General features: G+C 59.1%; 24 protein-coding genes. 19 read left to right on the forward strand and 5 right to left on the reverse strand.

Annotated features, from left to right (window positions below):
* Nucleotides 1-18: 18 nt before the first annotated feature.
* The 15 genes from atpA to ACP8IT_RS05285 all read left to right on the forward strand — a co-directional run bounded on the left by atpA (nt 19) and on the right by ACP8IT_RS05285 (nt 13,129).
* Nucleotides 19-1,659: a F0F1 ATP synthase subunit alpha gene (gene atpA / locus ACP8IT_RS05215; RefSeq protein ID WP_023017789.1), complete on the forward strand. Its 1,641-nt coding sequence runs from the start codon at nt 19-21 to the stop codon at nt 1,657-1,659.
* Nucleotides 1,660-1,709: 50 nt separating this feature from the next.
* Nucleotides 1,710-2,699: a F0F1 ATP synthase subunit gamma gene (locus tag ACP8IT_RS05220; RefSeq protein ID WP_005280200.1), complete on the forward strand. Its 990-nt coding sequence runs from the start codon at nt 1,710-1,712 to the stop codon at nt 2,697-2,699.
* Nucleotides 2,700-2,702: 3 nt separating this feature from the next.
* Complete coding sequence (gene atpD, locus ACP8IT_RS05225; RefSeq protein ID WP_005280201.1) at nt 2,703-4,148, forward strand: F0F1 ATP synthase subunit beta; 1,446 nt, start codon at nt 2,703-2,705, stop codon at nt 4,146-4,148.
* Nucleotides 4,149-4,158: 10 nt separating this feature from the next.
* Entirely contained in the window at nt 4,159-4,533 is a 375-nt protein-coding gene (locus ACP8IT_RS05230) for a F0F1 ATP synthase subunit epsilon (RefSeq protein WP_005280202.1), read from the forward strand.
* Nucleotides 4,534-4,715: 182 nt separating this feature from the next.
* A complete protein-coding gene (locus tag ACP8IT_RS05235) occupies nt 4,716-5,195 on the forward strand; it encodes a DUF2550 domain-containing protein (RefSeq protein ID WP_005280203.1) in 480 nt (159 codons plus the stop codon).
* 21 nt (nt 5,196-5,216) lie between these two features.
* The gene (gene nucS, locus ACP8IT_RS05240) at nt 5,217-5,909 is read left to right on the forward strand and encodes an endonuclease NucS (RefSeq protein ID WP_005280206.1); all 693 of its coding nucleotides are present in this window, start codon (nt 5,217-5,219) and stop codon (nt 5,907-5,909) included.
* Nucleotides 5,909-6,193: an Rv1322 family protein gene (locus tag ACP8IT_RS05245; RefSeq protein WP_081445490.1), complete on the forward strand. Its 285-nt coding sequence runs from the start codon at nt 5,909-5,911 to the stop codon at nt 6,191-6,193. The genes nucS and ACP8IT_RS05245 overlap by 1 nt, the downstream gene beginning before the upstream one ends.
* Nucleotides 6,194-6,203: 10 nt before the next feature.
* Nucleotides 6,204-6,512: a thiamine-binding protein gene (locus tag ACP8IT_RS05250; RefSeq protein ID WP_034653892.1), complete on the forward strand. Its 309-nt coding sequence runs from the start codon at nt 6,204-6,206 to the stop codon at nt 6,510-6,512.
* Nucleotides 6,512-7,429: a tetratricopeptide repeat protein gene (locus ACP8IT_RS05255; RefSeq protein ID WP_005282433.1), complete on the forward strand. Its 918-nt coding sequence runs from the start codon at nt 6,512-6,514 to the stop codon at nt 7,427-7,429. Before ACP8IT_RS05250 ends, ACP8IT_RS05255 begins: the two co-directional genes overlap by 1 nt.
* A gap of 50 nt (nt 7,430-7,479) precedes the next feature.
* Nucleotides 7,480-8,298 (forward strand): ABC transporter ATP-binding protein, encoded by an 819-nt coding sequence (locus ACP8IT_RS05260; RefSeq protein ID WP_005280209.1) that lies wholly within the window; start codon nt 7,480-7,482, stop codon nt 8,296-8,298.
* Nucleotides 8,298-9,125, forward strand: a complete 828-nt coding sequence (locus tag ACP8IT_RS05265) for an NUDIX hydrolase (RefSeq protein WP_237799706.1) — start codon at nt 8,298-8,300, stop codon at nt 9,123-9,125. Before ACP8IT_RS05260 ends, ACP8IT_RS05265 begins: the two co-directional genes overlap by 1 nt.
* Nucleotides 9,122-10,255, forward strand: coding sequence for a THUMP-like domain-containing protein (locus ACP8IT_RS05270; RefSeq protein ID WP_284642005.1), 1,134 nt, complete (start codon nt 9,122-9,124; stop codon nt 10,253-10,255). Before ACP8IT_RS05265 ends, ACP8IT_RS05270 begins: the two co-directional genes overlap by 4 nt.
* A gap of 26 nt (nt 10,256-10,281) precedes the next feature.
* Nucleotides 10,282-11,064, forward strand: coding sequence for an electron transfer flavoprotein subunit beta/FixA family protein (locus ACP8IT_RS05275; protein WP_005282437.1), 783 nt, complete (start codon nt 10,282-10,284; stop codon nt 11,062-11,064).
* A gap of 8 nt (nt 11,065-11,072) precedes the next feature.
* A complete protein-coding gene (locus ACP8IT_RS05280; RefSeq protein ID WP_284610395.1) occupies nt 11,073-12,014 on the forward strand; it encodes an electron transfer flavoprotein subunit alpha/FixB family protein in 942 nt (313 codons plus the stop codon).
* Nucleotides 12,014-13,129, forward strand: coding sequence for a cysteine desulfurase family protein (locus ACP8IT_RS05285; protein WP_490290533.1), 1,116 nt, complete (start codon nt 12,014-12,016; stop codon nt 13,127-13,129). The genes ACP8IT_RS05280 and ACP8IT_RS05285 overlap by 1 nt, the downstream gene beginning before the upstream one ends.
* Here ACP8IT_RS05285 and ACP8IT_RS05290 read toward each other — a convergent pair.
* On the reverse strand, nt 13,126-14,304 hold the full coding sequence (locus ACP8IT_RS05290; RefSeq protein ID WP_490290534.1) for an HNH endonuclease signature motif containing protein: 1,179 nt from the start codon (nt 14,302-14,304) through the stop codon (nt 13,126-13,128). The genes ACP8IT_RS05285 and ACP8IT_RS05290 overlap by 4 nt on opposite strands.
* A 206-nt stretch (nt 14,305-14,510) precedes the next feature.
* Between ACP8IT_RS05290 and ACP8IT_RS05295 the strand changes: the two genes are divergently transcribed.
* Nucleotides 14,511-15,674: a glycoside hydrolase family 25 protein gene (locus ACP8IT_RS05295; RefSeq protein WP_034667045.1), complete on the forward strand. Its 1,164-nt coding sequence runs from the start codon at nt 14,511-14,513 to the stop codon at nt 15,672-15,674.
* Here ACP8IT_RS05295 and ACP8IT_RS05300 read toward each other — a convergent pair.
* Entirely contained in the window at nt 15,655-16,491 is an 837-nt protein-coding gene (locus tag ACP8IT_RS05300) for a spermidine synthase (protein WP_490290535.1), read from the reverse strand. The genes ACP8IT_RS05295 and ACP8IT_RS05300 overlap by 20 nt on opposite strands.
* Before the next feature lie 96 nt (nt 16,492-16,587).
* On the opposite strand from ACP8IT_RS05300, the gene mnmA reads away from it, so the two are divergent.
* Together mnmA and ACP8IT_RS05310 are read left to right on the forward strand one after the other, a co-directional pair.
* Nucleotides 16,588-17,673 carry a tRNA 2-thiouridine(34) synthase MnmA gene (gene mnmA, locus ACP8IT_RS05305; RefSeq protein WP_023017799.1) on the forward strand — a complete coding sequence of 362 codons (1,086 nt, stop codon included), beginning with the start codon at nt 16,588-16,590 and terminating at the stop codon, nt 17,671-17,673.
* On the forward strand, nt 17,674-18,591 hold the full coding sequence (locus ACP8IT_RS05310; RefSeq protein WP_490290536.1) for a uroporphyrinogen decarboxylase/cobalamine-independent methonine synthase family protein: 918 nt from the start codon (nt 17,674-17,676) through the stop codon (nt 18,589-18,591). It abuts the gene before it with no gap.
* A 296-nt stretch (nt 18,592-18,887) separates the two neighbouring features.
* Here ACP8IT_RS05310 and ACP8IT_RS05315 read toward each other — a convergent pair whose 3' ends face one another.
* Genes ACP8IT_RS05315 through ACP8IT_RS05325 form a run of 3 tightly spaced genes read right to left on the reverse strand, consistent with a single transcriptional unit; the run spans nt 18,888 to nt 21,095 of the window.
* Nucleotides 18,888-19,886, reverse strand: a complete 999-nt coding sequence (locus tag ACP8IT_RS05315; protein WP_490290537.1) for a serine hydrolase domain-containing protein — start codon at nt 19,884-19,886, stop codon at nt 18,888-18,890.
* On the reverse strand, nt 19,886-20,383 hold the full coding sequence (locus ACP8IT_RS05320) for an ArsR/SmtB family transcription factor (protein ID WP_237799715.1): 498 nt from the start codon (nt 20,381-20,383) through the stop codon (nt 19,886-19,888). The genes ACP8IT_RS05315 and ACP8IT_RS05320 overlap by 1 nt, the downstream gene beginning before the upstream one ends.
* Nucleotides 20,384-20,423: 40 nt before the next feature.
* Nucleotides 20,424-21,095, reverse strand: coding sequence for a 3'-5' exonuclease (locus tag ACP8IT_RS05325; RefSeq protein ID WP_034653645.1), 672 nt, complete (start codon nt 21,093-21,095; stop codon nt 20,424-20,426).
* Nucleotides 21,096-21,140: 45 nt separating this feature from the next.
* On the opposite strand from ACP8IT_RS05325, the gene ligA reads away from it, so the two are divergent.
* Nucleotides 21,141-23,210, forward strand: coding sequence for an NAD-dependent DNA ligase LigA (ligA, locus tag ACP8IT_RS05330; RefSeq protein ID WP_490290538.1), 2,070 nt, complete (start codon nt 21,141-21,143; stop codon nt 23,208-23,210).
* The last annotated feature ends 10 nt before the right edge of the window (nt 23,211-23,220 follow it).

Genomic DNA, 23,220 nt, shown 5'->3' on the forward strand with positions numbered 1-23,220 from the left:
ACCGAGAGCAGGAAGAACATGGCGGAGCTGACGATCTCCTCCGACGAGATCCGTAGTGCGATTGCGAACTACACCTCGAGCTACTCCGCGGAGGCCTCCCGTGAGGAGGTCGGCGTGGTCATTTCGGCAGCTGACGGTATTGCGCAGGTTTCTGGCCTGCCATCCGTTATGGCGAATGAGCTGCTCGAGTTCCCCGGCGGCGTAATTGGCGTCGCACAGAACCTTGACACCAATTCCATTGGTGTCGTGGTCCTGGGTAACTACGAGTCCCTCAAGGAGGGCGACGAGGTTAAGAGGACCGGAGAGGTCCTTTCCATCCCCGTGGGCGAGGACTTCCTCGGCCGCGTTATTAACCCACTGGGCCAGCCCATCGACGGCTTGGGCCCAATCGAAAGCGAAGAGGAGCGCGTCCTCGAGTTGCAGGCACCTTCGGTGCTGCAGCGCCAACCGGTTGAAGAGCCAATGCAGACCGGCATCAAGGCTATCGATGCGATGACCCCGATCGGCCGTGGTCAGCGTCAGCTGATCATTGGTGACCGTAAGACCGGTAAGACCGCGGTTACCATCGATACCATTTTGAACCAGAAGGCTAACTGGGAGTCCGGCGACAAGGACAAGCAGGTCCGTTGTATTTACGTCGCCATCGGCCAGAAGGGCTCGACCATCGCCAGCGTGCGCCGCACCCTTGAGGAGCACGGCGCGCTGGATTACACCACCATCGTGGCGGCCCCAGCTTCTGATTCCGCCGGCTACAAGTGGCTGGCACCGTTCTCCGGTGCTGCATTGGGCCAGCAGTGGATGTACCAGGGCAACCACGTCCTGGTTATCTACGATGACCTGACCAAGCAGGCTGAGGCATACCGCGCAATTTCGCTGTTGCTGCGCCGCCCGCCGGGACGTGAGGCTTACCCAGGCGACGTCTTCTACCTGCACTCCCGCTTGCTGGAGCGCGCTGCCAAGCTTTCCGATGACATGGGTGCCGGCTCCATGACCGCACTGCCCATCATCGAGACCAAGGCTAATGACGTCAGTGCCTTCATTCCGACCAACGTCATTTCCATTACTGACGGTCAGGTCTTCTTGGAGTCCGACCTCTTCAACCAGGGTGTTCGCCCGGCTATTAACGTCGGTGTGTCCGTCTCCCGTGTTGGTGGTGCGGCACAGACCAAGGGTATGAAGAAGGTTGCCGGTAACCTCCGTCTTGACCTGGCTGCATACCGTGACCTGCAGGCATTCGCTGCCTTCGCATCCGACCTGGACGCTGCCTCCAAGGCACAGCTGGAGCGCGGCTCTCGCTTGGTCGAGCTGCTGAAGCAGTCCGAATCCTCGCCGCAGCCGGTGGAATACCAGATGGTATCCATCTACCTCGCCGAGGCAGGCATCTTCGACGTCGTTCCCGTCGAAGACGTTCGCCGCTTCGAGGCCGAGGTGCACGAGTACCTCAACGCCAATACTCCAGAGGTCTTTGAGCAGATCGCCGGCGGCAAGGCGCTCAGCGATGAGTCCAAGGAAGCACTCGAGGCCGCAGCCAAGGAGTTCGCTCCTACGTTCCGCACCTCCGAGGGCCACAACTTGGGTACCGAAGAGCCTGTAGATCCTTTGGACGAAAATGACGTGAAAAGCACCGAGCTCAACGTCTCCCGGAAGACGGCTAAGTAGAGTTCAGCTCTCGTAATTAACCGTCTATATGAAAGAAGGGAGGAGAAACGATGGCTAATCTTCGCGAATTGCGCGACCGCATTCGGTCCGTGAACTCGACTAAGAAGATCACTAAAGCCCAGGAGCTCATTGCTACCTCGCGCATTACCAAAGCGCAGGCTCGGGTGGAAGCCTCTCAGCCGTACGCGACTGAGCTGACCAATGTCATGAACAGGTTGGCTGCAGCGTCGACGCTAGAGCACCCTATGTTGCGCGAGCGTGAAGACGGCAACGTCGCCGCGATTCTCGTAATCACCTCTGACCGAGGCATGTGCGGTGGCTACAACAACAACGTCTTCAAGAAGGCAGCCCAGCTCAAGGCCCTCCTCGAAAGCAAGGGCTACGAGGTAGTTCGCTACGTCACCGGCAGCAAGGGCATCGGCCACTACAACTTCCGCGAGGAAGAGGTAGCAGGCAGCTGGGATGGTTTCTCTCAGGATCCAACCTGGGAGGGCACCCACGATGTGCGTCGCCACATGATCGATGGCTTCGTTGCTGGTTCGAAGGGCACTACCAAGGGCCGCGAGGGCCTGCATGCGGAAGGTGAAGGCGCAGGTGTTACCGGTTTCGACCAGGTACACGTCGTCTACACCGAGTTTGAATCCATGCTGACTCAAACCGCGCGTGCGCAGCAGCTTTTGCCTGTTGAGCCTGTCGTGCAGGGCGAGGAGTACGAGATGGGTGACTCCGCACTGGAAGATCCGGAGCCGACGGAAAACATTTCCGCGGACTTCGAGTTCGAACCGGACGCGGATACCCTGATGGAAGCGCTGCTTCCGCAGTACGTCTCGCGTATCCTGTTTGCTATGTTCTTGGAGGCTTCGGCTTCCGAGTCCGCTGCACGCCGTACAGCTATGAAATCTGCTACTGACAACGCAACCGAGATGGTCAATGACCTGTCTCGCGTGGCCAACCAGGCCCGTCAGGCGCAGATTACCCAGGAAATTTCAGAGATCGTCGGTGGCGCTGGCGCGCTATCTGACAGCGCAGAAAGTGACTAGATTATGACTACAGCTCTGCAAGAGCAGAATGCACAGTCTTCGGCAGTCGCCGGTCGTGTCGTGCGCGTCATCGGTCCGGTGGTGGACGTGGAATTCCCACGCGAGGCACTTCCGGCCCTGTACAACGCACTCCACGTCGAGATTAAGCTCGAAGCTGTGGCAAAGACCGTCACCCTCGAGGTCGCTCAGCACCTCGGTGACAACCTCGTTCGTACCGTGTCCATGGCACCTACCGATGGCCTCGTCCGTGGCGCCGAGGTAGTCGACTCCGGAGAGCCTATCTCCGTTCCGGTCGGCGACGTCGTCAAGGGCCACGTCTTTAATGCCCTCGGTGACTGCCTCGATGAGCCAGGCCTCGGCCGCGATGGCGAGCAGTGGGGTATCCACCGCGAGCCACCAGCGTTCGACCAGCTCGAGGGCAAGACCGAGATTCTTGAGACCGGTATTAAGGTCATTGACCTGCTGACCCCTTACGTTAAGGGTGGCAAGATTGGCCTCTTCGGTGGTGCAGGTGTGGGTAAGACGGTCCTGATTCAGGAAATGATTACCCGTATTGCCCGCGAGTTCTCCGGTACGTCGGTCTTCGCCGGCGTCGGCGAGCGCACCCGTGAGGGCACCGACCTCTTCCTGGAAATGGAAGAGATGGGCGTTCTGCAGGATACCGCCCTTGTCTTCGGCCAGATGGACGAGCCACCAGGAGTTCGTATGCGCGTGGCCCTGTCCGGCCTGACCATGGCGGAGTACTTCCGCGATGTGCAGAACCAGGACGTGCTGCTGTTCATTGACAACATCTTCCGTTTCACCCAGGCCGGCTCCGAGGTATCCACCCTGCTGGGGCGCATGCCTTCCGCCGTGGGTTACCAGCCAACCTTGGCTGATGAGATGGGTGTGTTGCAGGAGCGCATTACCTCCACCAAGGGTCGTTCCATTACCTCTCTGCAGGCCGTTTACGTGCCTGCCGATGACTACACTGACCCGGCCCCAGCCACGACCTTCGCCCACTTGGATGCGACGACCGAGCTGGACCGTGCCATTGCTTCTAAGGGTATTTACCCGGCAGTGAACCCGCTGACCTCTACCTCTCGTATCCTCGAGCCAGGCATTGTGGGCGAGAAGCACTACGAGGTAGCACAGCGCGTCATCGGTATTCTGCAGAAGAACAAGGAACTGCAGGACATCATCGCCATCCTTGGTATGGACGAGCTGTCTGAAGAAGACAAGGTGACCGTGCAGCGTGCCCGCCGTATCGAGCGCTTCCTGGGCCAGAACTTCTTCGTCGCGCAGAAGTTCACTGGTCTGGAGGGGTCCTACGTGCCGCTGCAGGACACCATCGATGCCTTCGAGCGCATCTGCAACGGTGAGTTTGACCACTACCCAGAGCAGGCCTTCAACGGCTTGGGTGGCTTGGACGACGTCGAAGCTGCATACAAGAAGTTGAACGAGAAGTAGGGAGAGGCACATGGCTGACATCACCGCCGAATTGGTTTCCGTCGAGCGCTCATTGTGGTCTGGTCAGGCCTCCATAGTGACGGCTGAGACCACCGAGGGTGAGATCGGCGTGCTTCCCGGTCACGAGCCTGTGATCGGTCAGTTGATCGACAATGGCGTAGTGACCATCCACCCAGTTGATGGCGCGCGGCGCGTTGCCGCCGTCCAGGGTGGCTTCCTCTCCGTTACCCAGGACAAGATTACCGTCCTCGCTGATTGGGCCATCTGGTCCGATGAGGTGGATGAGGCCCAGGCGGAAGAGGATTCCTCTTCGGCTCATGAGCTCACCAAGTCCCGCGGTGAGGCTGCATTGCGTGCACTTCGCCGCGCAGCAAAGGCTGAATAAACCTTGGATTGGTAGGAGAGGGCAGCAATAGCCGCCCTTCCTGCTCTCAGAAAAGCGCACTGGAATGTATCCGGTGCGCTTTTCACGTTTTCTTTGCCTTTTCTTATTGGCGCGGAGGCGGAATCAGGCGCTACAATCCAAATAATTGTTCTTTCACTAACCAAGGATGGCGTGTGGAGCCCATGAATTCAACGGTTATCTCGGTGGTCCTGTGGGCCTTAGCGTTGGTGGTATTGCTAGTAGTTCTGCTGGCGGCCCTGCGATTTTTTACTCTGCGCTCGCGCGGAACCGCGGTGTTGTTGCGCTCAATGCCGGCGAAGGATAGCTTTTCTTGGCGCCATGGCGTGCTGCGCTATACCGGAGAAGTTGTTGAATATTTCAAACTGCGCTCTGTATTTCCGCGCTATAACCTGTGGTTTAATCGCCTCGACATCACCATTTTGAACTCCCGTTCTTTGGATGATGACGAGGCTTCTTTCATGTCTGATGCCACCGAGGTAGTGCACTTTAGCACCGGGGATGCGGAATACGAGCTGGCTTCCGATGCCCGAGGGATCATGGCCTTCGAAGCCTGGGTTGAGGCTGCGCCGTCCAAGCGGCAACAGCGCTTTGATTACAAGCAGTTGCGGGAGCGAGCCACCCGGCAGTCCAAGCGCCAATAGCAACAGGCTAGGGTAGTAGCCATGCGCTTAGTAATCGCCCGTTGTTCAGTTGATTACGTGGGACGGCTCGACGCCCACCTGCCCTTGGCGGACCGCCTGCTCATCGTCAAAGCAGACGGCTCGGTATCGGTGCATGCCGATGACCGCGCGTATAAGCCCCTCAATTGGATGACGCCGCCGTGTACGGTGAGTGAATCCGTCATCGAGGACGTGGATGGCAATGACACCGGCGAGGTCTTGTGGCTAGTGGAAAACCCAAAAGGTGAGCAATTGCGCATCACTATCGCGGAAATCCACGAGGATATCTCCTACGAGATGGGCGAAGACCCCGGCCTGGTAAAGGACGGCGTGGAGGCGCACCTACAGGAGCTTTTGGCCGAAAAGATCGACACCTTGGGCTCCAATTTCACCCTTGTGCGCCGCGAGTACCCCACGGCTATTGGCCCAGTGGACATCATGGCTAAAGATGCTGATAACCGGAATGTTGCCGTGGAGGTCAAGCGGCGCGGTGGCATCGACGGCGTAGAGCAATTAACCCGCTACCTTGAGCTATTGAACCGCGATGAACTAATCGCTCCGGTATCTGGCATTTTTGCTGCGCAAGAGATTAAGCCGCAAGCTCGAACGCTTGCCGAAGACCGCGGGATCCGCTGCGTGGTCTTGGATTACCAAGAGCTGCGCGGGCTCGAGTCGAAAGAATTGCGGTTGTTTTAATGCCACGGCGAAATAGGCGGAAACCACAGGAATTCCGGCCGCTGCCCAAGGACGGCTCTACCTTCCTTGGTTCGCAGACGGTCGAGGGCCCCAGCTGGACGCACGGGGAGCCGTATATCATGCGGCACATCGGTTCAGCGCGGGCGCAAAAATTCTATATTTGCCCGGGGTGTAACCAAAATATTCCGCCTGGGGTTGCCCACATCGTCGCCTGGCCGCGCGATACCGGCAGGCAGGGCGATGACCGCCGTCATTGGCACCGGCATTGCTGGGAGCGAAGGTAGACTTACGGGCATGATTGTTGCATTTTCAGTAGCACCCGCAGTGGTGGATAATGACTCCGGCGAGATGGCCGATGCCGTGGCGGAGGCGGTCCGCGTGGTGCGGGAATCCGGCCTGCCTAATGAAACCAACGCCATGTTTACCCTTGTAGAAGGCGAGTGGGACGAGGTTTTCGGCACGATTAAGAAGGCCACCGAAGCGGTACGTGCGGTATCGCCGCGCACCTCGTTGGTTATTAAGGCCGATATCCGCGAAGGCGTGACGAATCAGTTGACAGATAAAGTAGACGCCGTGAATCGTCGTTTAGCTAAGGAGGATTAATGACTTCTGCGAATAATGCTTATGTAGGCGGCGCCCTCGATCTCAGCCAGGTCAAGGCCCGTGCGGAAGCCCGCCAGCAGGCGCAAGAGCAGCCGCAGTCTAACGGAGTCCAGCCATTTTTTACCGTCACCGAGGCGAATTTCGAGACCGAGGTGGTGCGCCGCTCCACTGAGGTGCCGGTCGTCGTCCTCATTGGCACCTCGCGCTCTACCCAATCCGACCAGCTGAAGCAGGACCTGCAGGAATTAGCTGCGGCGGGAAACCTAAGCTTCCTCGTAGGCTACGTGGATGCGGATGCCACTCCACAGGTCGCGCAGGCCTTCGGCGTGAAGAACCTGCCCACCGTGGTAGCCATTGGCGCAGGCCAACCGCTGACCAATTTCGAGGGAGCGCAGCCGAAGGAGGCCCTCAAGCAGTGGCTGGATAGCTTGGTAGAAAACGTCGGACCGCAGCTGAAGGGGCTCGAGGCTGCACCGGCCGCAGCGGAGGAGGAAGAAGAGGACGACCCTCGCCTGCAGGAGGCAGAATCCTTCCTGAACTCCGGCGATTTCGATGGCGCGATCAAGGTCTACGAATCCATCTTGGAAGCGGAACCGGATAATACGCAGATTAAGCAGGCGCGGGACACAACGAAGCTTCTCAAGCGGCTGGACCCGGCCAATCAAACCGAGGACCCGATTGCTGCTGCGGATGGGGATAAGGGGGACATCGGCAAGCAAATGCGTGCCGCCGATGCCGAAGTGGTGGCAGGCGCCCCTGAAAAGGCCTTTGACCGCCTCATCGAGGCCATGAAAGTCACCGCCGGCGATGAGAAGGCGCAGCTCAGGGAACGCCTGCTCGAGCTCTTCGGCCTCTTTGCCGGCAATGATCCGCGCGTTCTTGAGGCGCGCACGAAGCTGGCGAGCGCTTTGTATTAAAGCCCGCAGAGCTGTGTCAATTACTGCGGGCGGTGAATAGATCAGTCACAATGGAAGGCGTGAACGACGTAACCCCAACTGATCAAGACTGGCTCATCGACTTCCGTGGCGTGGAGCTTCGCCGCGGTGGCAAGAACTTGGTAGGGCCCGTGGACTGGCAGGTCGAGCTCGATGAACGCTGGGTCATCATCGGGCCGAACGGTGCCGGAAAGACCTCCCTGGTGCGCATGGCGGCCGCGGAGGAATTTCCCTCCAAGGGCACGGCCTTTTTGATGGGCGAGCAAATTGGCAAGACCGATATGCGTGATCTGCGCGCGCTGATTGGTCTTTCCTCCGCCGCCGTGCAATCGCGCATTCCCGCGGATGAGCGGGTCTATGACCTCGTCATTTCTGCCGGTTACGCGGTCTTGGGCCGGTGGCGCGAAGAATACCAAGACATGGACTTTTCCCGCGCCGATGACATCTTGGCCCAGGTCGGCGCCAGCCACTTAAAGGATCGCACGTGGACGACGCTTTCGGAAGGCGAGAAGAAGCGCGTCATCCTCGCCCGCGCTTTGATGTCCAATCCGGAGCTGCTCATCCTCGATGAGCCTTCGGCCGGCATGGACCTCGGCGGGCGCGAGGACCTCGTGGGATACTTGGGCGATCTCGCGATGGATCCGGACGCCCCAGCCATCGTCATGATTACCCACCATGTGGAAGAAATCCCGTACGGCTTTACCCACGCGATGCTTCTGGATGAAGGAGAAGTGGTAGCAAAGGGTCTCATTAACTCCGTGCTGACCTCGGAGAATCTATCCCAGGCCTTCCACCAGCCCATTCAGGTAGATCGCATTGGGCAGCGATACTTTGCCCGCCGGATATCTTAATGAACAACGAGATTCATGACCGGCTCGATGCGATCGACGCCAGCGATACCACCGGGTTTAACGGTGGGCGCATGGCAGCGACTGTGCTCTTGCTTCGCGATGGCCCCGACGGGCTCGAGGTCTGGGTGCAAGAACGCGTGAGCACCATGCGCAACTACCCAGGCCATGCCGTATTTCCTGGCGGTGGGGTAGACCCGCGCGATTTCCCACCGCGTTCGTGGGATTCCGGTGATTTGTGGGCCGGAAAGTCCGTTGTGGCTATGGCTCGGCGGATGGGAGTCACCAAATACAAGGCCCACGCCCTCGTCTTCGCCGCGGCCCGCGAGCTCTTCGAGGAATCTGGTACCTTGTTTGCGATCCGGGATGACGGCACGATTTCTAATGCGCGCCGGTATCACCGAGAGAGACGTCTCTTGGAAAGCCACACCATCTCCTTCACCGAGTTCCTTAGCAATAACGGGATGCGCGTCGATGCCGATATGCTCCTCCCATGGGCCCGGTGGGTGGGGCAAAGCAAAAACCATTGGTTTGATACTTTTTTCTTCGTTGGCCTGCTTCCGAGCGGGCAGGAGCCGGACGGGGACACTCACGAAGCAGATGATGCCGGATGGTTTTCGCCGCAGCTGATCTTGGAGGGCTGGCGGGCCGGACTCGTCCGCCTCGTAGTTCCTACATGGGCGCAAATGCAACGGTTATGCAAGTACTCCACCGTCCAGGAGGTGCTTGATGATGCCTCCTCGTCCGACCTTCGCCCCGTCATCGGCGATCCCCGCGATGACCCGCAGTATGCGGAATATTTCGCCACCACCCCTACAGAGCGCATATGAGTTTTAACCTCGATGAAGTCCGTTTCTTAAGCGAGCACAACGCTGAACTGGCTAGCTTGGACTTGGATCTGAGCAAGGCTTCGCAGCTGAAGGATCTAGAAAAGCTGAAAGCCGCCTACGGCGATTATGCGCGCTGCGCCATGGAGCTACTTACTGCCCGGCGGGGAGGAAAACTGCCTGAGACCTGGCTTATGGATGCCGATTCCGCCCAGCAAGCCACCCCGCTGTCGGTTGCGCGCTATAGGTCCGAGTTCTTGCGGCAGCGGGGAATGCGCACCGTGCACGATGTCACGTGCTCCATCGGTACCGAAGGCTATGGAACGAGCCTTGACTACTTCGGCTCCGATATCGATGCTTCGCGCCTTGCCATGGCCCGGCACAATTTGGCTTCTAACGTTTTCTTTCAAGCAGATGCACTCACTACGACCACCACGGCGGACGTCATTATCGCCGATCCCGCCCGTAGGAAGGCGGGGCGTCGTATCTCCCGCCCGGAAGATCTGCTGCCACCGCTACCGGATCTAATCGCCGCGCACAGGGACACACACGTGGCCATTAAGTGCGCACCCGGCCTTGATTTCAGTGACTGGGAAGGATTGGTCACCGTCAGCAGCGTCGATGGGGCAGTTAAGGAAGCGTGCCTCTACACACCAGGCCTCGGAACGGGCAAGCAGGCAGTGATGATTCAGGGCGAGTCAGTTGACGTCCTCACGGATGAAGAGCAGAACCTGCCAGAGGCTGGCGACATCGGAACCTACCTCATTGATCCAGATGGGGCAGTGGTGCGCGCTGGACTCGTGCAGCACTATGCGGCGCGCGAGGGCTTGTGGCAGATCGATCCGCGAATTGCGTACCTGACGGGCGAGCGCATTCCGCAGGGAACATCGGGATTTCCATTCATAGAAAAGGTCCCCCTAAAGCGCCTAAAATCTGTCCTAAAGGCCTATGGTGCAGGCAGCCTAGAAATCCTTGTGCGCGGCGTCGATGTTGACCCTGACCAGCTAAGAAAACAGATGAAGTTGAAGGGATCGCGGCCTTTCGCGGTCATCATTACGCGAATTGGCTCACAGGGTATCGCTTTGCTCTGCCAACCCCGAGTATTATCGTCCGAAGATAATTACGCAAGATAAATCTATCGGAAAGGTGAGTGCCCCCAATGCCAACGATTGTGGCTCTGGTCAAGCATGTACCGGATACGTGGTCCACCAAATCTTTGGAGGATGACCACACCCTGGATCGCACCTCCGTGGACAACATCATTGATGAAATTAATGAATACTCCGTGGAACAGGCGCTACGCCTGCGCGATGAAAATCCGGATGAAAACTACCGTGTTGTCGCTTTAACGATGGGCCCCGCACAAGCAGATGAGGCCCTCCGCAAGGCGCTTGCGATGGGTGCAGATGACGCGGTCCTCGTATCCGATGACGCCCTAGCCGGCGCCGATGCACTGTCTACCGCGTGGACCCTGAACGCAGCAATTAACACGCTAGAGGATGTCCAATTGATCACCTTGGGCAATGAGGCTTCCGATGCCTCCACCGGAACGCTCGCGGGACTGCTCGCTGAATACCGCCAACTGCCCGCATTGACCGAGCTGCACCAGGTGGAGCTTTCGGGCAGCACGGTAAAAGGCAGCCGCGAAGACGCCCGCGGAACCTGGGAGCTCGAGGCAGCCCTTCCAGCGATTATTTCCGTCACCGATAAGGCGGATAAGCCGCGTTTCCCCAACTTCAAGGGACTTATGGCTGCAAAGAAGGCAGAGATCACCACTTTGAACGTGGCGGACCTAGGCATCGAAGCCATTGCGCCCACCACGACCGTTACCGAATCTTCCAAGCGCCCGCCGCGCACGGCCGGCGAGGTTATCTCGGAGCCGCAGCCGCAGGATGCTGCGAAGAAGATTGCTGACTTCCTAGCCGCAAAGAACTTGATTTAGGAGTAAAAATGTCTCACGTTTACGTACTTGTTGAACACGATGCAGACAGCATTCTCCCCGTCACCGGTGAGCTCATTACCGCCGCACGCGAATTGGGTACGGTGTCTGCGGTGGTCGTCGGCAAGCAGGCAGATGCCTTCGATGCAGAGCTAGCTGCCCTCGGCGCCGCCCAGGTGGTGCAGGCAACGGCGGAGGATTATGACCAGCGCCTGGTGACCCCTGAGGTTGATGCCTTGCACGCCCTGGGCGCAGCCAATCCGGCGCCCATCGTCCTGGCCGCCAGCCCGACGAATAACGAGATTGCGGGCCGCCTGTCTGCCCGCTTGGCTTCCGGCGCGCTCGCGAATGTGGATTCCATCAAGGCGGATGGCTCTGCAACCATGACCATTTTCGGTGGCACCTACGAGACCACCTCGCAGGCTTCCGGCAGCTGCCCGATCTATACCCTGCAGCCTGGTTCCGTTGCGGCGGAGCCCCAGCAGGTGGAAGCCCAGCCGGCCCCCATGCCGCTGCCTGCGGCAACCGAGAAAGACGTCAAGGTTAATTCCTTTACTCCCGCTGAGAAGTCCGCCCGCCCCGAGCTCACCGCAGCCAAGGTCGTGGTCTCCGGCGGCCGCGGCGTCGGCGATAACTTCGCCGAGATCGTCGAGCCGCTTGCCGATGCCCTCGGTGGCGCCGTCGGTGCCACCCGCGACGCCGTCGATGAAGGCTTCTACGACGCTACCCACCAGGTGGGCCAGACTGGCGTGACCGTGTCGCCAGATCTCTACATTGGCTTGGGCATTTCCGGTGCCATTCAGCACACCTCGGGCATGCAGACCTCCGGCACCATCGTGGTGGTCAACCAAGACCAGGATGAGCCGTTCTTCCAGATCGCAGATCTCGGCGTCGTCGGTGACCTGCATGAAATCGCCCCAGCCCTGACCGAGGAATTGAAGGCGCGCCAGTAATGCCGCACTATTTCGACTACGCAGCAACCCAGCCGATGCGCCAATCCGCCATCGACGCATGGGTTGCCGCCTCCGGCTCGCTCAACTCCAGCGCCCAGTACGCCTCTGGCCGCAGGGCACGCTCCGTGCTTGACGATGCCCGCGAGAAAGTCGCCTCCCTCCTTGGGTGCGAACCCATCGAGGTCGTCTTTACCTCCTCTGGCACCGAGGCGGATAATATCGCTATCCAGGGCCTTTATGCTGTAGGCAATACCAACCGCATCATCTCGACGGATATTGAGCACCCAGCCGTGCGCGATACCGTGAGCAAGCTTGCCCAAGCCGGCGCCACCGTGGACCTGCTCCCCGTGGACCGCAGCGGGCATATCAGCGATGGGGGCGCCTTCGCGAAACCTGCCGATCTTGCCACCTGCATGTGGGCCAATAACGAAACCGGTGCGATTCAGCCCATCGAGGAGCTTGCCTCCCTCGCGCAACAATCCGGTATTCCTATGCACGTGGATGCGGTGCAGGTAGCGGGCAAGCTGCCCATCAATTTTGCGGAATTGGGCATCACGACGCTCGCCGCCAGCGCCCACAAGTTTGGCGGCCCGCGCGGTATCGGCGTGCTATTGGCCAAGCGCACCCCAGCGCCACAGCCGATTTCCTATGGCGGCGGCCAAGAGCGCGGACTTCGCCCAGGCACGGTGGACGTAGCCAGCGCCTCGGCGCTCGCCGCTGCCTTGGAGGAGTCGATCGCCGAAAGCGCTGCCGAGGGCGAGCGCATCGCTGGACTCCGGAACAAGCTGCGGGATGGGATCCTTTCTTCCATTGACAACGTCGTGGTGAATTCCACCGAGCCATGCTTGCCGTCGCACCTACACGTTTCTTTCCCCGGCACTGATGGCGACAGCCTCATCATGCTGCTGGATTCGCTACAGATTGAGGCATCGACTGGCAGTGCCTGCAGCGCAGGCGTCAACCGCATGTCCCACGTGCTTTCTGCAATGGGCGTTAGCGAGGATGAAGGAATCGGATCACTCCGGTTCACCTTGGGACGCCTTACCTCTGAAGACGATGTGGATTACGCTCTCGCGCATTTGCCGGATGTCATTGCCCAGGCCCGCACGGTTTAAGTATCAGCCCTTTCTTTGGCAGCATTGCGCCGGGCGGCGATTGCCTGGGCAACGGTGAGCGCCCAGTTCTTATTCTTCGCCGCTAGCGGCCCCTGCGGTTCATCGTATTCCCACCGCCCATCTTGGAAGAGCCAGATAATGTCCCCGCTGTGCGGATCCATGATGTAAAAGGCACTTTTATCCGTCTTCACGTTGTGGTGGTGCTGGCACAGCGAGGCCAAGTTTCCCGCCGTCGTCTTTCCTCCCTTTGAGAAATCGATTCGGTGGTCCTTCTGGCACCTGTAGGCCGGGCGGTTGCACCCCGGCCAGCGGCACACACCATCGCGGCCCTCTACATAGGCACCGATGAGCGGCGGCGTGGAGTAGGCCGGGCTAACCCTTGTTGCCGCTTGGTCCATATCCCGTGTCGTAGTCGGGGTTAGCCGGTCTGCGGTATCTGGGTGAACCCAGCCATAGCCCCGGATAAAACCGGGAGCCGCTTTTATATCGCTGGCGCGATACATATAAAGGTGCACCTGAGATTTATCCTCGACGGTTCCGAGGATCAGCTGGGCCAGGGCATCGGCCTTGCTGATTCCGTGTTCTTCCGCTGTGCGCTGAACAACCTCGTCAATGAGGATGAGCGCGTCTTCGTCGAACTCTACGTTTAACCCTGCTCGTCCGCCCGCGGTGGGGTAGATGAAATAGGATTCATTTCGCGCGTCCTCTTCCTCGGAGTCCTTGTCTCCCGTAGTGTCCGGAGATTCCATCGTGATGAGCCCATTGAGCTTTCGACGCAGGGCAGCGTTCGATGGAAAACTTTGGCCCGGCTTTGTGGGAGTGAGGTACTTTTCCAGTTCGGCGTCTATGCGCTGGAGGACGCTGTTGTCTACTTCTCCCAGCTTGCTCAAGACCGCATCAATGGTGATAAGCCGAGAGAAATCGAGGAAGTAGTAGGTTTCCTGCAGCAGTTGGGTGCGTGGCAATTCCTCTAAGCGGTACAGGGCCATGGTGATATCCCTCGTGCGCCTCTCGCTTAAGCCGGTGCGACCCGCCAAGGTATGGCACGAGATATCGAAATCGTCTTCTAGGCTTGGTTTAATTTCCTTCCAGAGTAGGTAGTCGGACTTTCTATTGCAGGTGGCACTAACCGCGATGTCATCGTGTGGGTCAGTGATGAGGTAGTAGGGCTCCACGGCGATTATCCCCCGAATTTCGCACTAAGTTTCTAATTTCCATAGCTCCACCATAAGCCGCTCACTCAACCCTCGCAAGCCGAAAAGCGAAAATATGTTCTAAATAGTACATTTCCAACGAGTTTGTCTACGCGAGTGAAAAATTTGTCTCTAAGGTGCGTGTGTTGCAAATGTGGTTAGTGTGAATGATTGTTAAACTCTCGCGCATGACAACTATGAGGGCACTCCGCAAGAGCATCATCGCGGTTATCGCTGCAGTTGCAGTCACGGTAAGCGGGACCGCTGCCGCACAGGCAGCATTGGGAACCAGCGCACCAAAAGGTATTGATATTGCTGCCCACCAGCACCCAGGTGGCATGCCTATTGACTGGAATAAGGTGAAGTCTGATGGCCAGTCCTTTGCCTTTGTGAAGGCAACTGAGGGTGGGGACTGGATTAACCCGCACTACGTCAAAGATATTCAAGCCGCCAATCTGCATGGCCTGAAGACCGGCGCATACCACTATGCGCGTCCAGCTGGCGATGCGAAGACGCAGGCCGCAAACTTTGCCACGCAGATTGCATTGGCGCCGAATCAGACGTTGCCGCCGGTGCTCGATATCGAGGTTTCCGAGGGCAAGTCCGCCTCCCAGTTGGAGAGCTGGATCGAGGAATTTACCAGAGAGCTCAAGCGCCTGACCAACCGCACGCCAATGATTTATACCTATAAGTACTTCTGGATCGGTGAGATGAATAACTCCCAGAAGTTCTCCAATATGCCACTGTGGTTGGCGGCATACCAGGATGAAGCGCCGGATCCAGTGGGTGGGTGGAAGAACCTGTCCTTCTGGCAGCGCTCCGGATCGGGCAAGGTTGCAGGTATTCCAACCGATGTGGATTTGAACCTCTTCAATGGCACGAAGCAGCAGCTTGATTCCTTTAGTGGCGGCAATTACGTCGATATCGGCGGCGCGCTCGATAGCCTCGTGCTTGATGATGGCGTCGATCTGAGCGCCGATAGCACTCCGCTGATTGGTGCAATCTTTGCCCTTGCGGCTGGCCTTATTGCAATGCCCCAGCTTGCCGATGCCGCCAAGGACGCCGGCCTCGATGCCCAAGCTGCTGAGGGCTTGGCAGCCTTTGTGAAGACCTTGGAAGACGAGGACGCTCTGCCTCTCAAGCAGCTTGGCAAGATGGCAGTCGGTGACTTCACCGTCGGTGACTTGGCGATGTTGCTAGAAAACGCTGGCCATGTCAATGGCGTCGACGCAGGCGAGGTCTCTGGAGCTCAGGTAGAAGAAGCCAAGGATGCGGCGAAGAAGGCCGGTGCCGATGTCCCCGACTTCGACGCTAATCAGGTGGCCGAGCTGCTCAATCGTGTGCTGAAGTAGCTCCCGCAAAGAATCTTCGGGTCCAGCTTTCATCCTTAAAGTGAGCTGGGACGGCCCCGCCTAAGAGTGCCTTTGCCAGCTGAGCGGCTTGGACCGAGCCCTCAGCTGGCAGTTCTGTATCTGAGGCCAGCAAGATGATATTTCCATACCGGCGCCCTTTGAGCATGGGTGGGTCGGCGATGACGGCGAGGTGATCGAATACCTCAGAGAGTCCGGCCAATTCTTGCTTCGCCAGCTGGAGATCTGAGTGGTCGCCGCAGTTGGCCACGTAGAGGCCGCCGGCAGACAGGGATGCTTTAGCCGCTTGGAAAAACTCCACAGTGGTTAGGTCTTTCGGGGTTTTATCCCCAGCGAAGACATCGCGGATAATGATATCGCGGCTGGCGGGCAGAAAACCTTCGGTTTCCTTTCGGGCATCGCCGGGGCGGATCTTGACGGTGGGGGAACGGGGGACATCGAAAAGATCGCGGACTAATTCGCCTAGTTTGGCATCGAGCTCGACCACCGTATGGCGGCTGTCCGGCCACAGGTCGGCAAAATAGCGCGGGAGTGAGCAACCTGCCCCGCCGAGGTGGGTAACGCGCAGTTTATTGGGCGAGACCGCATTAAGCTGTTCTACCGCCGCTGCGATCCAGCGCATGTACTCAAAGTCGAGTTCCTGCGGCTCGCCCAGCACGATATGGCTGCTAGGAACGCCATTGACGTTAAGGATATAGGCCCCGTCGCGGAATTCATCCGGCACAACCTCGGCGGTGCCGGTGGAGATCTCGTAGGTGCCGGTGATGCCTGACCTGTTCGCGGCTCGCTTTCTACCCATGGGGTTCAAGCTTAGGGAATGGAATCGATTTAAGCTGCGTTGGGGCAAGGGAGTACACTTTCGGGCCTGTAGTCGAGGTATTTAAAGGGGAATGCAATGCGAGTATTGGTAGCAATGTCTGGCGGCGTGGACTCATCTGTCGCCGCCGCCCGTGCGGTGGAGGCTGGCCACGATGTCGTCGGCGTGCACCTGGCGCTGCATAAGGACGCGCAGCAAACGCGCGAAAAAGCCCGCGGCTGCTGTTCGCTGGAGGACTCCGCCGATGCCCGCCGCATTTGCGATAAGTTGGGCATTCCGTTTTACGTCTGGGACTTTTCGGAGGAATTCAAGGAAGAGGTCATCACGGACTTCGTGGATTCCTATGCCCGCGGTGAAACCCCGAATCCTTGCCTGCGCTGCAATGAGAAGATTAAATTCCGCGCATTGCTGCAAAAGGGTATGGCCCTGGGCTTTGATGCCGTTGCGACCGGCCACTACGCCACGCTTGATGATGACGGTTATATGCGCCGCTCCAAGGATGAGAATAAGGATCAGTCTTACGTGCTCGGCGTCATTTCCGCCGAGGAGTTGGACCACTGCTTTTTCCCCATCGGTGATACCCCCAAGCCCCAAATCCGCGAAGAGGCTGCGGCGCACGGTTTTTCCACGGCGAAGAAGCCGGATTCCTATGACATCTGCTTCATTCCAGACGGCAATACCCAGCAGTTCCTTGGATCGCGCATCGGGCTTCGGCCCGGCATGATTGTGGACCAAGAGGGCACGGAGCTTAAGGAACATGATGGCGCGTGGAACTACACTATCGGCCAGCGCAAGGGCTTGGACATCAAGGCCCCGGCCGCTGATGGCCGCCCGCGCTACGTCACCGATATCGATGCTGCAACGGGCACGGTGACCGTCGGCGCGCGCGAGGACCTGGCGGTCACCGCCATTCGCGCCGATCGCCTGAAGTACCTGCACCCTGGCATGGATGGCGACTTCGAGTGCGAGGTACAGGTCCGCGCGCACGGTTCCGTTGTGCCGTGCATCGCCCACGTGGACCGCGCGGCGGATTCGATGCGCCTAGAGCTCAAGGAGCCACTGTCCGGCGTTGCCCGTGGACAGGCCGCGGTGCTGTACCTGCCTTCCCCAGATGACCTCGGCGATATCGTCATCGGTTCCGGCACCATCTGCGAGACCGTGTAAATGACCGGATTCGCACTCGGGCCCATGCCCGGCACGTCCATGGCGGAGGCAGCGGACATCATCATGGGCGAGACCGAGCTTCCCGCCATCCCGCAGCTGCCGGAACGCGGGCTGGGCTCCGATTCGGTAGGGCGCACCGCCAGCATGCTCGAGGCCATCACCATCGACCGCGGCCCTCGTTCGTGGCGCATGACGGCTCGCCCCCAGCTGCTTACCCGCCGCGCGTGGGATCGCCTCGAGCGCGATCTTGACGAGGTGCAGCAGGTATGGGGAGAGACCGTCCCTCGCATCAAGGTGCAGGCGCTCGGCCCATGGTCACTGGCGGCCAGCATCGAGCTTGCCGATGGCCACCGCGTCCTCACTGATTCCGGTGCCTTTGCGGAGCTTTCCGATGCCCTGCTGCACGGTATCCGCACCCACGCCACCGACGTCGCACGCCGCTTCCACGGCGAGGTCGTGGTGCAACTGGATGAGCCACTGCTTGCCGATGTCATCGTCGGCCGCATTCCAGGAACCACCGACTTTGATTCGATCCCCGCCGTCCCTGATGAGGTGGCACTCGAGACCCTCCTGCGCTTTGAGGCGGATTATCTCCATGCTCCGCCGCTGTGGTCGGTGGCTGGGGCTGCGAAGACATTCCTCGTTGATGCGCGCTACCGCGACCGCCTTTCTACCCCTAAGCATTTCGACGGGATGGGCGAGCACTTGTCCGAAGGCCGCCGGGTCGGCGTCGCACTTTCCGGCACTAACGCGCGGGACGAGGCGATTTCACTTGCCCGCCATCTGGATCGCATCGGTATGCCGCGTGAGCTGCTCGTGGACCAGTTTGATGTGTTTCCGGCTTGGGCATCGGCAAGCTCATTGCGCTCTGTAACCGAGACCGCCGCGATCCTCACTCGCGATGCGGGCGACCTTTAAGCTGCGCGCCCGAGGCTAACGGTCTTCAGAGACTTTTCACTGCGGTCTGTGTATATACGCCAGGCGACGGCGCCCATGTGTAGGGAGCAAGCGGTTACGAGGGCGTACCACCAGCCATAATTGACTAGGCTGTACCACGGAGCCGCGTTACCAATGAAGGCGATTATGACGATGCTGATTATCGCTGACGCGATCAGCATCCCCGGGGAAGATGGTTTTTTGAGCGCTTTCCACGTGCCCCAGATTTCGGATGCTGTGATGGCGGCAAAGATTAGGGTAGTAATCAATGTAATTCCTTAAATCCCATCGAATAGCGCTTGGGCGAGGTCACTAGTCCACGCCGGGGTGTCATTATTGGCGAAGGCTGCGCGCTTATTTTTCGGGTCGATGATGAGCATCGTCGAGTAGCCACCCGTTCCGCCGTCGTGCCAGAAGCTTTGGTTGTCTTCACTTTTTTGCCAGCCAAAGGCCATATCGCCGTTATCCATAATCCACTCGGCGAAAGCTGCCATGTCATGTGCGGTTGACCGTAGTGCGCCCGCTGCGGCATTGCTGCCTCCCATCTCCCATGGATCGGCCTCCCGGCCGGTGGCAGTAAGGCCCCGTGGGGCATCATCGGGGACAGATCCTGGGGTCATGAGGTAAGTCTCCGTCATTCCGGCAGGTTGCAAGATCCTCTCGTGGAGCAGTTCTTCATAGGATGTATCGGCTGCCGTTTCTAGGAGGTGGCCGAGCAGTCCATACCCCATATTGGAATAAGACTCTGTTCCACGATCTTTAAGATCCGCTTCGGTGGCGGCATCGAGGATATCTTGGGTTGTTTCTCCTGCGTAGGGATTAGCACCTGTGACGGCCATGATTGCATCAGCGAAAATATTCCCTTGTGCTAGCCGGGGCAATCCTGAGGTGTGGTTGAGCAACTCTTGTACCGTGACCTCGGAAATGGGTGCTTGGCCAACATCCAGGACTTCGCCCACGGTGGTATCAAGGCTTATCTTTCCTTCTTCCACAAGCTGGTGAGCTAATTCTGCGGTGAACATCTTGGTCACAGAACCGATTTCTACCTCGGTGTGTTCATCCGCGCCAAGTCCTGCGAAGGTGGCTTTCCCATCGTGCAGCGTGAAGGCGGTGAGATTATTGAAACCCGCCTCGGTGTGTTTGCGCAGTGTGGCGGAAAGTTCGGCATTGCCGGTTTCCGTGGTGGCCACAGCGATCCGCTGGGGTCCAATCACGAGTAAGAGGGCCGCTGACATAAAGGTGGCGGTGATGGCTAGCGCCATGTTTCGCTTTCGCATTAGTGATCCTCGCTTGCGGTAATGATCGTGAGCAGGGGGATGACGCGGGCCGCTCGGATTGAGTATTGCCCGTGTGTCTTGGTGGTCCAGCCACCACTGGTAAGCGCACTGAGGTGGTGGTAGGCGGTGCCGGTGGAGGTGACGATTTCCTCTTCCACCAGTTCTGTGGCGGTGGCTGGTGCGCTAAGGAGGCGGCGCAGGATTTCACCGCGCACGGGGTGCGCCAATGCGGCGAGGCGGTCGAGATTGTCGGACCAGTCTCCAGCGGTCACCGTGTTTGTTGGGCGCTGCCATTGGTAGACATAGGAACCAAGGCCGGTGGTGATATTGCCGCCAAAAATGACGGACCCTTCAGGAAGTTGGTCAGAAGGTTCAAGCGCATCCGCGAGCCACATGGTGGATTCTCCCGCGGATGATTCGACGGGGTCAGGGGCGGGGTTTTCGAGTTTTGTGACGCGAGCCTCGAGATGGGCAATGCGCGATTCTAAGGAATCCATAATTCTAGAATTCCAAAACTCTAGAAATATGGCAAGGGGATTAGGAAATGAGCGGCCACGCCGTCGAAACATCGGAGGCATCGCGGCCCTTGCCTTCTAGGTACTTTTTGAAGGCGACGCGGTCCTCGTACCACTTGACCGCCTGGAACTCCATGAGCTCGTTTTCGTCCATCTGCGCGAGGTTAGGGTAGTGCTGGCGCACCTGCTTCCAGGCCACGCGGGCGGCAGCGAGGGCATCGGCAGTAGCCTCGTGCGCATTGCCCAATTCCACGCCGTAGTGCTCGCACACCGCGCCGAGGGTGCGCTTGCCCTTGCGCCACTTATCGCTCACGCGGTCAATGACGTACGGATCAAAGACAGGGCCTGTGACCGTGAAATCGCCGGTGAGACTGCGCAGCACGGTGAGGTCGAAGGCCGCATTATACACGATGAGCGTCAGGCCGTCGTCCCACGCTGCCTTGATGGCATCAACCGTGTCCTTGAGGACCTCCTCGTGCGGGCGGCCTTCTGCCTGGGCCCTTTCCGTTGTGATCCCATGCACGTCGGTGGCGGCTTGGGGGATCTCGATGCCAGGATCCGCAAGGTGCTCCACCTTCTGGACATCGCGACCGTCAATTCGGACTAGGGCAGAGGTAACGATGCGGGCGTCTTTGGGGTTGGCTGAGGTGGTCTCAAGGTCGAAGGCGAGCATGCGGGAGGCGTCGAAGTTCATGGTCCATACCTTAGTAGCTAGCCCGGACATGGGGGATCGCTAGACTTGGATACCGTGACTAATCCAGCTGATGTGCAACGTGAATGGAACGACCTAGCGCAGGAAGTGCGCCGCCACCGCAACCTGTATTACAACGGTGAACCTGCGATTCCCGATGCCGACTTTGATGCGCTTTTCCAGCGCCTGATGGACCTAGAAAAGCAGCATCCGGAGCTGGCGGTTCCGGATTCGCCCACCCAGCAGGTAGGTGCTGCGCCGAACGCCGGCGAGGATATTGAGCACCTCGAGCGCATGATGAGCCTCGACAATGTCTTTAGCGCCGGTGAGATGCAGGACTGGCTGGATAGGACGCCCGCCAAAACCTACCTGACGGAGCTGAAAATCGATGGCCTCTCCATCGACTTGGTCTACCGCAACGGGCGCTTAGATACCGCTGCTACCCGTGGCGATGGCACCGTGGGCGAGGAAATTACCGCCAATGCGCGGGTTATTTCTGATATCCCGCACGAACTTACAGGCACCGATGAGTACCCAGTCCCGGAACTCATTGAAATCCGCGGCGAGGTCTATATGCGCCCCGAGGACTTCGAAGAAATCAATGAGGAGCGCGCGGCAGACGGCAAGGCGCGGTTTGCCAATCCCCGCAACGCTGCGGCCGGCGGACTGCGCATGAAGGATCCCGCCGAGGTGAAAAAACGCCGCCTGCGTATGGTGTGTCACGGCCTAGGCGCGCGCGAGGGATTTTCCCCCTCCTCCCAGCACGACGCCTATAAGGCCATCGCCGCATGGGGCTTGCCCGTCTCGCCCTATACCAGGCAGGTCCACTCCGCCGCAGAAGTACAAGAGGAAGTATCTTACTGGGCCGAACACCGCCACGATGCGATTTTTGAAATGGATGGGCTCGTGGTCAAGGTGGACGACTTGGGCTCACAGCGCCAGCTCGGGGCGACCTCCCGCGCACCCCGCTGGGCCATTGCCTATAAGTACCCGCCGGAAGAGGTCACGACGAAGCTGAAAAACATCGAGGTCGGTGTAGGACGTACGGGGCGCGTTACCCCCTTTGCCATCATGGAACCGGTCTTTGTCTCCGGCTCCACGGTATCCATGGCCACCCTGCACAATCAGTCCGAGGTCAAGCGCAAGGGCGTGCTTATCGGGGATACCATTATTATCCGCAAGGCCGGGGAAATCATTCCTGAGGTACTAGGCCCCGTGCGCGAACAGCGCGATGGCAGCGAATACGAATGGTCCTTCCCCACGCAGTGCCCAGCCTGCGGGACGACACTCGCTCCGCAAAAGGACGGCGATGCTGACTGGCGATGCCCCAATACCCAATCCTGCCCAGCCCAGCTTTCCGCGCGCCTGGAATACCTCGCCTCCCGCAAGGGCCTCGATATCGAGGCACTGGGGGAGAAGGGGGCCATGGATCTCATCGAAAACGGTATCCTCACCGATGAATCCGAGCTTTTTGAGCTAACGGAAGAAAAGCTGCTTGCTTCCGATGTCTATACGGCCAAACGCGATACGAAGGATAAGCGCAGCAAAAAAGAGGGCAACGTCAAGGTCAATACCGCGGGCAAGAACCTGCTGCAGAACTTAGAAGAGGTCAAAGACCGCGACTTCTGGCGCGTGCTGGTCTCGCTATCCATTCGCCACGTGGGTCCCATCGCGGCGCGGGCACTCGCGGCGCGCTACGGCTCCATGGACAAGCTGCGCGCGGCGAAAACCGAAGAGCTTGCAGAGGTAGATGGCGTGGGCGCGGTCATTGCGGAATCCTTCCACGCCTGGTTCGAGGTGGATTGGCACCGCACCATCGTTGAGAAATGGGCGGAGGCTGGCCTCGCTATGGAGGTAGCCGCCGAGGACAGGAAAGAACAGACCCTAGAGGGCCTGACCATCGTTGTCACCGGCAGCCTCGAAGACTTCACGCGCGATTCCGCCAAGGAAGCCATCATCAGCCGCGGCGGAAAGGCAACCGGGTCCGTATCGAAGAAAACCTCCTACCTCGTCGCTGGGACCAATGCCGGCTCCAAGGAGGACAAGGCCCGCGACCTTGGCGTGCCTATCTTGAATGAGGAGCAATTCCACACGCTCTTAAACACTGGGGAGGTGTAGACACACCGCG

Source organism: Corynebacterium sp. LaCa_23 (genome assembly GCF_058182375.1).